Raw genomic sequence first — 12,362 nt, forward strand, 5'->3', positions numbered from 1 at the left:
TGTGTTCAGTAGCCCGCGATCCGCGGCCAGCGCTGTTCCACGCCGGCCGCGGTGAGGCGGTCCTGGAAGTCGGCCAGCAGACGGGGGGTGTTGCGGACCGCACGCGGGGACTCGCCCCGCGCCAGACAGAAGTCGGCGAGCAGGCCGGCGACCTCGCCGACGTTCCACTCGACCGGGTGCAGCCGGTAGCTGCCGTTGGTGACGTGGGTGGTGCCGATGTTCTTGCCGGCGGGCAGCAGGTTCTCCATCCGCCGGGGGATCAGCGCGCCGAGCGGGATCTCGAACGGGCAGGAGCCGACGTCGATGTAGTTGTCGCCGCCGGTCGACGGGTGCAGGTCGATCCGGTACATGCCCACGCCCACCGCGTCCGGGTACTCGACCGCGCCGTGCTCGCCCCGGACCGCCAGGGACAGATCCTGCTCGGCGACGGTGTACTCGGCCCGGATCCGGCGGGACTCGCGGATGTACGGGGCCTGGGCCAGGCCGTCGGCGCTGCCGGTCACGTCGCCGCGCAGCCGCAGGCCGGGGAAGCCGGTGCCGCCGTCGGGCCGGGGCGCCTCGGTCTGCAGCCAGTAGAGCACCGAGTACGACAGCTCGCGGGCCTTGGCCAGGTGCCACGACGCGTTCGGCACGTCGATGACCGGGCCCTCGAAGTAGTCGATCATCGGCCAGTTCACCAGCGTGATGTCGCTGCCGTACGCGCCGTCGGTGAAGTTGCGGCGCGCGGCGATCCGCCGGAACGTCCACAGGTTGCCGTCACCGGGGTTGACGCGCTGGTCGGCGTTGACGCTCAGCGGGTCGTCGTCCGGGTTGGGGGTGAAGCTGCGCTCGACGATCTCCAGGGTGCGCGGGTGCGGCGACTTCCAGGACAGCAGCCGGTCACCCCAGAAGTCGGGCTTGTAGTCGCGCCAGAAGTCGTATCCGGCGGGCCGGTCGATGGTGTGGTCGCCGTCGACGTGGTCGATGGCGAAGCAGACGGACACCGCCTGCATGTTCATCGGCTGGGCCTCGGCCGGGGCGCTCGGCTCACCGGTCTCCGCCCGCGACTCGAACCCGGTGACGTACTCGGTGCCGGTCAGCGGCAGCAGCTCGCCGGTCTCGGTGGCGTCCAGCACGTACGGGGCGACCACGTCGATCCGCTCGTCCCGGTCGCGGTGCGCGAGGGTCACGCCGGTCACCCGGTCGCCGTCGGTCTCCGCGGCGACCGGCCGGTACGGCTGCAGCACCCGCAGCCGGCCCGAGCCCCGGTACGGGGCGAGCATCTCCTCGATGACGGCGACGGCCACCCGCGGCTCGTGGCAGAGCCGGCTCACCCAGCCCGCACCGGGGTTGAGGTCGGTCCAGGCCCGGGACCGTTCGGTCAGCGGGTAGTGACGGCGGTAGTAGCCGCGGATGCCGTTGCGCAGCGCCCGGTAGCTGGCGGTGGCGCCGAACTGCTCGATCCAGGAGTGCTCGTCCGGTGGGACGGCCTGGCTGGTGAGCTGCCCGCCGAGCCAGTCGAACTCCTCGGTCAGGATGACGGACCGGCCGGTCCGGGCCGCGGCGAGCGCCGCGGCGACACCGCCCAGTCCGCCCCCGACGACGAGGACGTCCGCACGCATGATGACCACTTGCTTCCTTCCAGTTGCGCGGCCGGCCGCTCAGCGGCGGTCGACCGCCGGATCAGGGGTGCCGAGGGTGCTGCCCTCGACGAGTTGGCAGGGGAGAAGTCGCTGCTGGAGGCCGCCGGCGCTGCCGTCGATGACGCCGGTGAGCACCTCGACCGACTGCCGGCCCATCTCCTCGCGGGGGATGCGGAACCCGGTGAACACGATGTCGGTGGGGACGGGGACGGTCGGGTCGCCGAGGGTCACGATCGACAGGTCGCCGGGCACGGTGAGGCCGCGCCGCCGGGCGGCGGACTCCAGTGCCACCGCCGTGGCGAAGTCCTCCACGAACGCCGCCGTGCTCCCGTCGGCCAGCAGATCGTCGAGGGTCGCGTCGGCCGCCCCGGCCACCGCGGACACCTGGCGGGCGCTCTCCGCGGTGCTCGCGGCGGCGACGAAGCCCTGGCGGCGGTCCTGCGAGGACTCGGCGGTCGACCCCATGCCCACATACGTCAGGCGGCGGTGGCCGTGCCGCAGCGCCGTCTCGACGAGCCTCGCCACCGCCGAGGCGTAGTCGGCGCCGACGTAGGGGACCGGGCCGCCGGCGTCGTCGCGGCGCCCGACGGCGACGTACGGGTATCCGTCACCGTTGAGCCGCTGCAGCTCCGCGCCGTCGATCTCGCGCCCGAGCAGGATGCACCCGTCGGCCAGCCGCAGCCGGTTGTCCTGGTGGAAGATGCGTCGCCGGCCGTCCACGACCGGTGCGCTGGTGAACAGAAGCAGGTCGCAGCCGACCCGCTCGGCGTACTCCTCGATGCCGAGCAGGAACGGGTGGAAGAAGTCCCGGCTGCCGCTGGGGAAGGCGGGCTCGTACGTGAAGACGCCGATGATCCGGTTGAACCGCGAGGCGAGGCGGCGGGCCACGGGGTCGGCGGCGTAGCCGGTCTCGGCGATGACGCGCAACACCCGGTCCCGGGTCTCCGGGGCGATGCGCACCTCGGCGTCGGTCCGGTTGTTGAGCACCAGCGACACGGTCGCCTGACTGACACCGGCCATCCGCGCGATGTCACGCTGGGTGACGCGTCGGGGGGGAGCGGTCACGTCGGGTCCTTCCGGTGCGGCTAATGCGTATTAGCCTCGGCGTTGGGAAGGAGCCTGGCGTCTGGCCCGGCGTGTGTCAAGAGGTGAGCGCAAGATTTCGCGGCGATGAACCTGCTGGAGTAATGCGCATTAGCCGAATGGTCCGGCCGGTGGACCGCGCGGATCGGCGCGGCGTCGGACACCTCTTGACAGGAGCGCCGCCGAGCGAGCAACATTCGAGAAACATAGATGCTAATACGTATTAGCACGGCGACGCCAGGGCGCGTCAGCCGGTCGATGTCCCCTGTGTTCTCACTGAGAGTCACCCCCGCGCCGCTCGCGAACCGTCACCGCGTCCGATCGCACCGACCGAAGAGGAAGCCGCATGACGAAGCCACCCGTTCCGTCGTCTCGACGCGCCGCCCTGGCCACGGCCAGCGCCGGCCTGCTCGTCGCCGCCCTGGCCGGCGCCGCACCGGCCGCCGCGGACCCCGGCCTCGACTTCCCGCACTTCACCTACCAGGGCACCGCCTTCGACAAGAGCGCCCTCGCCTACAACCCGACGAACGAGTTCATCTTCCCGAGCGTCATCCGGGCCGCCGACTACTTCCCCCACCCGCTCGGCACCTACTACCTGTACTACGCGCCGCACGAGCGGCCCGGCGGGATCGCCCTCGCGTACGCCGACTCGATCGACGGCCCGTGGACCGAGTACGCCGCCAACCCCCTGATCAGCAACACCTGGCTGCCGTACTACGCCACGGTCAGCCACATCTCCTCGCCGCACGCCGTGTGGATCGAGGGGGAGCGCAAGCTCTTCCTCTACTTCCACGGCGAGAACTCCATCACCCGGTACGCGACCTCCGACGACGGCATCCACTTCGACTACGGCGGCACCGCGGTCAGCCGGAACGAGACGACCGGCGGCGAGACCTCCTACGCCCGGGTGTTCGAGCAGTCCGTGCCCCGCCTGGGAACCCGGTATCTGATGCTCTTCATGGACAACCCGACCGCGGCGCTGCCCGGACCGACCGGGCCGGTGTCGCGGCGGATCCGCTGGGCGGTCTCCAACGACGCGCGGACCTGGACCATGCAGCCCGAACCGATCGTGACCCCGCAGGGCGACGAGGGCCCGAACGCCTCGGGGCCGTTCTTCCTGCGCTGGAACGACCGCAACCTGGTGATCTACCACGCCGCCGACGGCAACATGCACGCGGTGGACGTGGGGGAGGGCTTCGACCAGGAGATCCACCTCGGCGTCGTGCACGACTCGATGACCGCAGCCCCCGACCTCGGCCGCTCGGCCGCGCCGACGTTCTACTTCGACGGCCGGACCGCGCACATGTACTACGAGGCCGGCGCCCGGCTCACCGCGACCATCGGGCACGCCACCGCCACCCTGGCGAACCCGCTGCCGGTGCGGCAGCTCGACTGCGCGGTGGACCGACCGGTGCTGTGGCCGCCGGACCACGAGCTGGTCGACGTCGACGTGACCGTGGACCTGCGCGACGGCGTGCTCGGCCCGAACGCGTTCGCCCTGACCGGCGTGACCGGGGGTGCCGCCGCGGACGTCAGCGACTTCGTCACCGGCACGGCGGACACGAGCGGCAAGCTGCGGGCCGAGCGGGCCGGCGACGGCGGTGACCGGGTCTACCAGCTCACGTACGCCGGCCACGACGAGATCGGCCGGCCGGTCGGCTGCACCGTCACCGTCACCGTCCCGCACGACCAGGGCGCCAACTGATCGTCCCGCCCGGCGAAGCCGGCCGGCACCGCTGGGTGCCGGCCGGCTCCGGTGGCCGGTGCACCCGGGACTGCGGTGGACGCGGCCCGGCGTGGAGAATGCGCCACGTGCTACGTGATCTGGACAGCATCGACTGGGCGTCGTTGACGCACGCCTACGGAAGTGCCGAGGACGTGCCTGGCCTCATTCGCGATCTGCGGTCATCCGACGCCGAGGTCCGTAGGGCGGCAATGTACGAGCTGTACGGCAACATCTACCACCAGGGCTCCCGCTACGAGGCCACCGCATACGCGGTCCCGTTCCTGCTGGAGCTGGTGGCCGACCCCGCCACGCCCGCCCGGCACGAAGTGATTCAGCTGCTCTCCTGCCTCGCTGTCGGCTACACGCCCTACGACATACCCGCCAAGGGCTTCCCCATCGCCGAAATCCGCAACGATGTGGCCCAGGTCCCCGAGGAGACCTGGCGCCGCTGGTCGCAGGCGATGATGGATTGGTACGAGGTCGTCAGTACAGGGCAGAGGCAGCCTTTTCCGCTTACCAAGCCCGAGGGGCGCCTGCTCGAGCGCCGGCACGTGCTTGCCGCGTACGACGCGGTCCGGGCCGGCGTCCCGCTGCTGTTGACCTGCCTGGATGACGCAGACGCCGAGGTGGTCGGGGAGGTGATCCATGCCTTGGCCTGGTTCTCGGAGGAGTCGGCGTCGATCCGCCCCCGTCTGCTCGCCATCGCCTCCGACGACCAGCGCCCGGCGTCGACCGTGGGAGGGGCGCTGATCGCGCTGGGGCTGGTCGGCGGTGCGGTGACGCAGCCGCTCGCGGACCTGCTCGACCGGAACCTGGCCGGCCCAGATCCCGACCGGAGATGGGCGGCCGCTGTGGCGTGGGCGCAGCTCGCCGGTGACCAGGTGCCGGGCCCGGCGATAGCCGAGCTACGCCGGTGGGCGGCCATTCGCAACCCGGACGCCGCAGAGACGATCTGGGGTGCGAGCCCCAGCCACGTGGCACTCGACGTGCTCGACGCCTTCGCCGCGCCGGTGGCCGAGGAGGTGCGGTCGGACCTCGTTGCGGCGGTGCTCGCCGCTCAACCCACGTCGAACTGGCACAACCACTTCAACGGGGTGCTGGGGTGCGCGTTTCCGCAGATGGAATCGGATCACGGCCGCGGCTTCGAGGAACTGACGGCGGCGCAGCGGGCGGTGGTCGCCTGGCTCGTCGACAACCCCCATGTGTTCGGCTCTTCGGGGCCGCAGGGCCCGCTCCGCCAACACGGCCTGCCGACCACCCACGAGGCGCTACGGGCCTACGCCGGCCTGGACGGGTGACAGCCACCGCAGGGGGTTGGTCGGTCCGCGGTCTTGATCGCTCCGTGCGTCCGAGGCCCGGGACCGTCCGGCGTTCATCGAGCTGCTGGCGTCGCCGGAGGTGCACACCTACCTCGGCGGCCCCCGCCCGCGTGAGCAGTGGCTCGGCCTGCGGCCCCCGGTCTCCCGGTCCGTGTGAGCCCGGTGCCTTGCCTATGATCGTCGGCGTGACGACGCGGCTTGTGCAGATCAACATGAAGGCTCGGGACGACTCCGCGCTGGGCGGTTTCTGGGCGGAGGTGCTCGGCTGGGGAGTCGCCAGCGAGGAACCCGGCGTGACGAACCTCGAACCCGACGGCTTCGTCTACCCCGACCCCGTCGCCGTCTGCATCGACCTCGTCGTCTCCCCGGAACCCAAGACGGTGAAGAACCGCGTGCACGTCGACCTCGCCACCACCTCGACGGCCCATCAGGCGGAGCTGATCACCCGTCTCAAGGATCTCGGTGCGACACCCGCCGACGTGGGCCAGGGCGACGTCCCGTGGACGGTCCTGGCCGACCCGGAGGGCAACGAGTTCTGCGTGCTGGACCCCCCGCCGCTCCACCGGGACACCGGACCGATCGCCGCGGTCGTGGTCGACTGCGCGGATCCGCGAGCCATGGCCCGCTTCTGGGGCGAGGCCATGGACTGGACCCTGCACGAGGTGACCGACCACCACGCGGTGCTGCGCTCCGCCAAGGACGTCGGCCCATACCTGCGGTTCGTCCGCACACCCGACGTGAAGACCGTGTGGAACCGCGTCCATCTCGACGTCCGCCCGTACCCGGGTGACGACCTGGCGGCCGAGGCGGCCAGACTGCGCGCTCTGGGCGCCACCTCCGTCGACCTGGACCGGAGCATCCCGTGGACGGTCCTGGCCGACCCCGAAGGCAACGAGTTCTGCCTCCTCACCCCGGCCTGACCCGGCCTCCGCGCCCTGGGGCGGCGCGGGATGTCAGTCCAGGACCGTCGCCGAGCATCCTTCGTCAACCGCGTACGCGCCTGCCGAGATCGCGCCGAGGCTCGTGGGGTGGAGAGTCAGCGAGACGACGCCGCCGGGCAGTACACGCGAGCTCTCTTCGACGGTTGCGAACGTCGCGGGCGTCGACCCGTCCGGGAACAGGCGCTTCCCCGTGCCGACGACGACCGGGTACTGGAGCAGCCGGTAGACATCGACGAGGCCTGCCTGGTGCAGCGTCTGCACGAGTTTCCAACTGCCGTGCACCTGGAGTTCCTTGCCGGGGAGCTCCTTGAGGCGGCGTACCTCATCGGCCAGGTCACCGCGTAGGACCGTCGTCGGGCTCCAATCGGCCTCATCGTCGGTCAGCGTAGAGCTGACGACATACTTCGGCAGCGTGTTGAGCTTGGCGGCGATCAGGTCGTCAGGGTCGGTGACCTTCGGCCAGTACCCGCCGAGCAGGCCGAAGCTGGTGCGGCCGAAGAGGAACGCATCGGCCTCACGGAACCAGCTCTCCACCACCTCGTCGGTGTGCGTCGAGGCGTGCGGCACGAGCCACCCGCCCCGGTCGAAGCCGCCGGAGCGGTCCTCGTCGGGGGCTCCGGGTCCTTGCATGACGCCGTCGAGACTGACGAAGGTGTTGACGCTGAGCAGCACAGTTCTCCCCCTGAAATTCGCGTCGCGGACAGCCGGCCGGGGCCGGTCGGCAGATGGACGCTAGCTGCCGGGCCCAGGGTGGGTCTTGTACAGGAACGACATCGCGGCGAAGTGGCCCGCCTGCAGCTCGCGTGCGGTGCACCCGACGTAGCGACGCAGCGCATGCGCGAGATGGGCCTGGTCGAAGTACCCCAACGTCTCGACCACCGCGCGCCAGTCAAGGCCGTCGCGCAGCATCGTGGCTGCGGCGTTCGCGCGGTCGATCTGCCTTACGGCGGTTCGCGACAGCCCGGTGACCGCTCGGTAGCGACGCTGCAGGGTTCGCTCGGTCGGGCCGGCTTCGGATTGCTCGGTGACCTGCTCCCCGTCTCCGAGATGCGATCGCACCAGCAGACCCGCGTCCTGCAAGCGCCGGACGAAGTGCTCGACGTTCTCAAACGTCGGCGCCTCCCATCCCTCGCCGGCGATGACGATCCTGCCCGATTCCGTCACTGGGAACGACACGTATCCATCGACGACCGAGGCGGCCGGGTGCGGCCGAAGAACCGCGCCGAATGCGAACCGGACGCCGAGGAACTCGGTGTCCGGCGGGACCAGCGCGGTAGTCGCCCTGGTCTCCGGCCCGCGCAGGCTGGCGAGGAGGCGTCCCTGCGTCCGCGAGAGGATCAGATGCCAGCAGGTGCGTGCCGCCGACGTCATCGTTCCCTCCGCGTCAGAGCGGGTGCGCCAGACGCGGTCGACAAGGCTCACGTCGATCTCGGTGTCGCGATGCTCGAACCGCAAGCCCACGGCCTCCTCCGTCTTCACCAGCCGAGGTTCCCTGCCGAGGCTACCGACGTCGACCATCAGGACCGCCACGACCACGAGCGACTCTGACCGGCTTCGATGCGGGCCCTAGCCGGACCACACCTCGTCGAGCGGCACGTCGGGGTCGGCGAGCCGGTCGAGGTCGACCGGGTCGGGCGAGGTGACGAGGCGCCGGATCGACGGGACGACGTCCCACACGTTGACGTTCATGCCGGCGAGCACCCGTCCGCCCGCGGTCCAGAAGGCGATGAACTCCCGCTTGGCGGCGTCGCCGCGCACGACGACCCGGTCGGACGCTCCGGGCGGGGCGTGTCCGACGTACTCCATGCCCAGGTCGTACTGGTCGGTGTAGAAGTAGGGCAGGTCGTCGTAGCTGACCGGCTGCCCGAGCATGCCGCGCGCCGCCGCCGGGCCGCTGTGGAGCGCGTTGGCCCAGTGCTCGACGCGCAGGTGCCGGCGCAGCAGGGGATGGTAGGCGTTCGCGACGTCACCGGCCGCGTGGATGTCCGGGTCGGCGGTGCGCAGGGCCGCGTCGACGACGATTCCGTTGTCGACGGGGAGGCCCGCGTCCGTCGCCAGCTCGGTGTTCGGCCGCACGCCCACGGCGACCACGACGGCATCGGCGGGCAGCTCGGTGCCGTCGCCCAGCAGGACCGAGGAGACGCGACCGGCGCCGCGGATCTCGCGCACCTCGGCGTCGAAGTGGAAGGTGACGCCGTGGTCGCGGTGCAGGTTGGCGAACACCCGGGCGATCTCGTCGCCGAGCACCCGGCGCAACGGCAGCGCCGCGGTCTCGACGACGTCGACGGTGGCGCCGCGCTGCCGGGCTGCCGCGGCGACCTCCAGGCCGATCCACCCCGCCCCGACGATCACGAGGTGCGCGCCGTCGACGAGCGCCGCGCCGATCCGCCGGCTGTCGGCGAGGGTACGCAGCCGCAGCACCCCGTCGAGGTCGACGCCGGGCGCCGCGAGGTCGCGAGGCGTGGCGCCGGTGGTCAGCAGCAGCTTGTCGTACCGGATGCGCTGGCCGTCGGCGAGCCGGACCTCCCGGGCGGAGCGGTCGACGGCGACGGCGCGGACGGCGGTGCGCAGGTCGACGTCGTGCTGGGCGTACCACCCGGCCTCGTGCACGTACACGCTGTCGGGTTCGGCGCCACCGGTCAGCAGCCCCTTGGACAGTGGTGGCCGCTCGTACGGTCGCTCGGGCTCGTCGCCGATCACGACGACGCCGCCGTCGAAGCCCTCCTCCCGCAGCGTCTGCGCGGCCCGCGCGCCGGCGAGCCCGGCGCCCACGATCACGAACGTGTCGCTTGTCGACATCGGTCCAGCTCCTCTCGGGGTACGTGATTCAGCGGGGGCCGACCCCGGTCAGGGTGAAGAACTCGGCGCGTGAGCGGTGGTCCTCGCGCAGGGTGCCGAGCAGGGTGGAGGTGATGGTGCTGCTGCCGACGGCCCGGACGCCGCGCAGCGTCATGCAGAGGTGTTCGGCTTCGATGACCACGCCGACCCCGCGCGGGCGCAGGTGGCTGGTCAGCCAGTCGGCGATCTGTTTGGTGAGGCGTTCCTGGACCTGGGGGCCGTGGGCGAACAGCTCGACCACCCGGGCCAGTTTGGACAGTCCCAGGATGCGCTCGCCGGGCAGGTAGCCGACGTGCGCCACGCCGACGAACGGCAGCAGGTGGTGTTCGCAGACCGACCGGATCGGGATGGCCCGGGCCAGCACCAACTCGTCGTAGCCCTCGTCGTTGTCGAAGGTGGTCAGCTGGAACTCGCGTGGGGTGAGCAGTTCGGCGTAGGCGCGGGCCATCCGGCCCGGGGTGTCGGCGAGCCCGTCGGCGGAGAGGTCGACGCCGAGCGCGGTCAGGAACTCCGCGGCCGCCCGTTCGGCGGCGGCCGGGTCGCGGCGGGGGCGCTGGTGCTGCACCCGGAGGGCGGTGACGCCCACCTCAGCGACCTCCCACGCCGAGGGCCGCGAGCGCGGCCAGGACCAGCGTGGCGGCGGCGAACAGGCCGTGGCCGACCACCACCGGCACGGGGAACCGGGACTCGGCGGTCCCGGAGCGGCGGGCGGGGATCCAGCGGGCCAGCATGGTGAACCCGAGCAGCGCCACCGGCACGAGCGCCCCGAACGCGACCCACGCGAGCAGGTCGTTGTCGACGGCCAGGTAGGCGATCCACAGCACCAGCCCGATCGCGGCCAGGGCGGCGTGGCCGAACACCAGGCCCGGCGCCAGTCGGCTGCCGCTTCCCGGCCGGTGGCCGCCCCGGCTGATCCAGGTGCCGAGCATGACGAAGCCACCGGCGGCCGTGATCAGCCAGGTGACGAGTGCGGCGATGCCCATCAGGAGTTCTCCTTGTCTGCGTGGTGGTAGCCCCGCGCCTGGGTGGTCTCGTCGGCGACGCGCACGCCGTACCGGTAGGCCAGTTCGCCGCCGAGGTAGCCGGCGACGGCCAGCCCGGCGAGGCTGAGTGCCGAGAGCACGAGCGGCCCCGCGGCCACCGGACCCGGCGGGTCGTCGGCCCGGAGGGCGAAGTTCACCGCGTACGCGCCGGTGACCGCGAGGGTGGTCGCCATGTGCGTGAGCGCGGTGCGGTGCACGCGGGTCCCGGTGGGGATGGCGAACAGGTCCAGGAAGCCGGCGAGCGCGGCGGCGAGCGCGCCGAGGACGCCGAGGCCGATGAGCCACCGTGCGCCGTCGGCCAGGTCCGGTGACCCGGGTAGGAACCGGGTGGCCAGGTCGAAGGCGAAGCTGGCCACCCAGGCGCCGATCGGCACCGCCACCAGCGCGGGATGAAGCGGGTGGCCGTAGCGACCGGCCAGGTTGGTCACCGGGTGCTTGGCCTGATCCATGGGTCGCACGGGAACCCCCAGGTGATTTTCACCAACGCTCATTGGTGATAGCGATCATGCTGCCCCAGCGCGCCGAGAATTTCAATAGCCTTCGTTGGTGATAACCTCGGGACCGTGAGCACGGGGGAGCGCTGGAACGCGATGGCCGCGCTCGTCGACCGGTCCCGACGGGCGCTCTACGACTACGTGTGCCGGGCCGATCACCCGGTCACCCGCGAGGAGGCGGCCGAGGCGCACGGCATGTCCCGCAACCTCACCGCCTTCCACCTCGACAAGCTCGTCGAGTCCGGGCTGCTGCGGACCCACTACCAGGCGCCGGCCGACCAGCCCCGGGGCCGGGGCCGGACGCCGAAGGTCTACGAGGCGGCCGGCGACGGCGTGACGATCACCGTTCCCGAGCGGCGCTACGAGCTCATCGCCGAGATCCTCGCCGACGCGGTCGCCGACGACCCCCACGACGCCCCCGAGGCGGCGCGGCGGCATGCCCGGCAGCGCGGCCGGGACATCGGCGCCCGGGTACGCGACGCCGGAGAGGACCTCGTCGCCGTGCTGGCCGGCCTCGGCTTCGAACCCGAGACGCTCGGCGACCAGGTGCTGCTGCGCAACTGCCCGTTCCACGCCCTGGCCAGCCGGCAGACCGCACTGGTGTGCGGGCTCAACCACGCGTTCCTCACCGGCATGGTCGACGCTGCCGGCCGGGCCGACCTGCTGCCCCGGCTCGCGCCACGCCCCGGCGCCTGCTGCGTCCGGTTGGACGCCGTCCCCGAGCGGTAAATCCTGCTCCAACGCCTGCCGCACGACCGAGGAAGCGCGGCCCCTCCGGTGTGTGGCCCGGCCAGCCGGGTACCCGCAGGGCCCGTGAACCGGCTCAGGGGGAGGCGCGCATGAGCGACGTGACCGGGCATTCGGGCCGCGACGGACGAAGCGGCAGCCCGACCGACCGTCTGGCGCAGGACGTGGCGGACGTCGTCCGCGAGGAGATCCGCGACGTCCGCGGGCAGTTGACCGAGGCCGCCCGCCCGGCCGGGCTGGGCATCGCGCTGCTGGCCACCGCGGGCGGTTGCCTGGTCCTCGGCGCCGGTGCGGCCTCCACCACGATCCTGCGCCTGCTGGAGTCCTTCCTGCCGCGCCGGCTGGCATCCGCGGGCCTCACCGCCGGCTACCTGGCCACCGCGGTGGTCCTCGGCGGGATGGGGCTGGAGCAACTGCGCGCGGCCGGTGGCAGCTCGGCCCGGCTCGCCGACGAGGTGCGGGACATGGTGTCCGCGACCGCCTCCCGGGTGGTCCCGGCCGGCACCGACGCCGCCCGTGACGAATGGGGCCGGTAATCGGGTTCGGGGG

At 72.1% G+C, this 12,362-nt stretch carries 13 protein-coding genes; 5 read left to right on the top strand and 8 right to left on the bottom strand.

The features are described 5' to 3' along the window. Positions 1–5 precede the first annotated feature (5 nt). Together NFX44_RS14185 and NFX44_RS14190 are read right to left on the bottom strand one after the other, a co-directional pair. Complete coding sequence (locus NFX44_RS14185) at positions 6–1,601, bottom strand: FAD-dependent oxidoreductase (RefSeq protein WP_262284004.1); 1,596 nt, start codon at positions 1,599–1,601, stop codon at positions 6–8. A 39-nt stretch (positions 1,602–1,640) separates the two neighbouring features. Then, positions 1,641–2,687, bottom strand: coding sequence for a LacI family DNA-binding transcriptional regulator (locus tag NFX44_RS14190; protein WP_262284005.1), 1,047 nt, complete (start codon positions 2,685–2,687; stop codon positions 1,641–1,643). 364 nt (positions 2,688–3,051) lie between these two features. Between NFX44_RS14190 and NFX44_RS14195 the strand changes: the two genes are divergently transcribed. The 3 genes from NFX44_RS14195 to NFX44_RS14205 all read left to right on the top strand — a co-directional run bounded on the left by NFX44_RS14195 (position 3,052) and on the right by NFX44_RS14205 (position 6,670). Further along, on the top strand, positions 3,052–4,410 hold the full coding sequence (locus tag NFX44_RS14195) for a hypothetical protein (protein ID WP_262284006.1): 1,359 nt from the start codon (positions 3,052–3,054) through the stop codon (positions 4,408–4,410). Positions 4,411–4,517: 107 nt separating this feature from the next. After that, positions 4,518–5,729 carry a hypothetical protein gene (locus NFX44_RS14200; protein ID WP_262284007.1) on the top strand — a complete coding sequence of 404 codons (1,212 nt, stop codon included), beginning with the start codon at positions 4,518–4,520 and terminating at the stop codon, positions 5,727–5,729. A 206-nt stretch (positions 5,730–5,935) separates the two neighbouring features. Further along, positions 5,936–6,670 carry a VOC family protein gene (locus NFX44_RS14205; protein ID WP_262284008.1) on the top strand — a complete coding sequence of 245 codons (735 nt, stop codon included), beginning with the start codon at positions 5,936–5,938 and terminating at the stop codon, positions 6,668–6,670. Positions 6,671–6,703: 33 nt separating this feature from the next. Here NFX44_RS14205 and NFX44_RS14210 read toward each other — a convergent pair whose 3' ends face one another. The 6 genes from NFX44_RS14210 to NFX44_RS14235 all read right to left on the bottom strand — a co-directional run bounded on the left by NFX44_RS14210 (position 6,704) and on the right by NFX44_RS14235 (position 11,021). Further along, positions 6,704–7,363, bottom strand: coding sequence for a dihydrofolate reductase family protein (locus NFX44_RS14210; RefSeq protein WP_262284009.1), 660 nt, complete (start codon positions 7,361–7,363; stop codon positions 6,704–6,706). A 60-nt stretch (positions 7,364–7,423) separates the two neighbouring features. Continuing rightward, positions 7,424–8,170 carry an AraC family transcriptional regulator gene (locus tag NFX44_RS14215; RefSeq protein WP_262284010.1) on the bottom strand — a complete coding sequence of 249 codons (747 nt, stop codon included), beginning with the start codon at positions 8,168–8,170 and terminating at the stop codon, positions 7,424–7,426. A gap of 87 nt (positions 8,171–8,257) precedes the next feature. After that, positions 8,258–9,490: an NAD(P)/FAD-dependent oxidoreductase gene (locus NFX44_RS14220; RefSeq protein ID WP_262284011.1), complete on the bottom strand. Its 1,233-nt coding sequence runs from the start codon at positions 9,488–9,490 to the stop codon at positions 8,258–8,260. 28 nt (positions 9,491–9,518) lie between these two features. Next, the gene (folE, locus tag NFX44_RS14225) at positions 9,519–10,115 is read right to left on the bottom strand and encodes a GTP cyclohydrolase I FolE (RefSeq protein ID WP_262284012.1); all 597 of its coding nucleotides are present in this window, start codon (positions 10,113–10,115) and stop codon (positions 9,519–9,521) included. A 1-nt stretch (position 10,116) separates the two neighbouring features. Further along, positions 10,117–10,512 (bottom strand): hypothetical protein, encoded by a 396-nt coding sequence (locus NFX44_RS14230; protein WP_262284013.1) that lies wholly within the window; start codon positions 10,510–10,512, stop codon positions 10,117–10,119. Beyond that, positions 10,512–11,021, bottom strand: coding sequence for a DUF2231 domain-containing protein (locus NFX44_RS14235; protein WP_262284014.1), 510 nt, complete (start codon positions 11,019–11,021; stop codon positions 10,512–10,514). The genes NFX44_RS14230 and NFX44_RS14235 overlap by 1 nt, the downstream gene beginning before the upstream one ends. A 114-nt stretch (positions 11,022–11,135) precedes the next feature. Between NFX44_RS14235 and NFX44_RS14240 the strand changes: the two genes are divergently transcribed. Then, complete coding sequence (locus NFX44_RS14240; protein ID WP_262284015.1) at positions 11,136–11,795, top strand: metalloregulator ArsR/SmtB family transcription factor; 660 nt, start codon at positions 11,136–11,138, stop codon at positions 11,793–11,795. A gap of 110 nt (positions 11,796–11,905) precedes the next feature. Then, positions 11,906–12,349: a phage holin family protein gene (locus NFX44_RS14245; protein WP_262284016.1), complete on the top strand. Its 444-nt coding sequence runs from the start codon at positions 11,906–11,908 to the stop codon at positions 12,347–12,349. The last annotated feature ends 13 nt before the right edge of the window (positions 12,350–12,362 follow it).

The organism is Micromonospora sp. MA102 (assembly GCF_025460765.1).
In the GTDB taxonomy this organism is placed as follows: Bacteria; Actinomycetota; Actinomycetes; order Mycobacteriales; family Micromonosporaceae; genus Micromonospora; species Micromonospora halotolerans.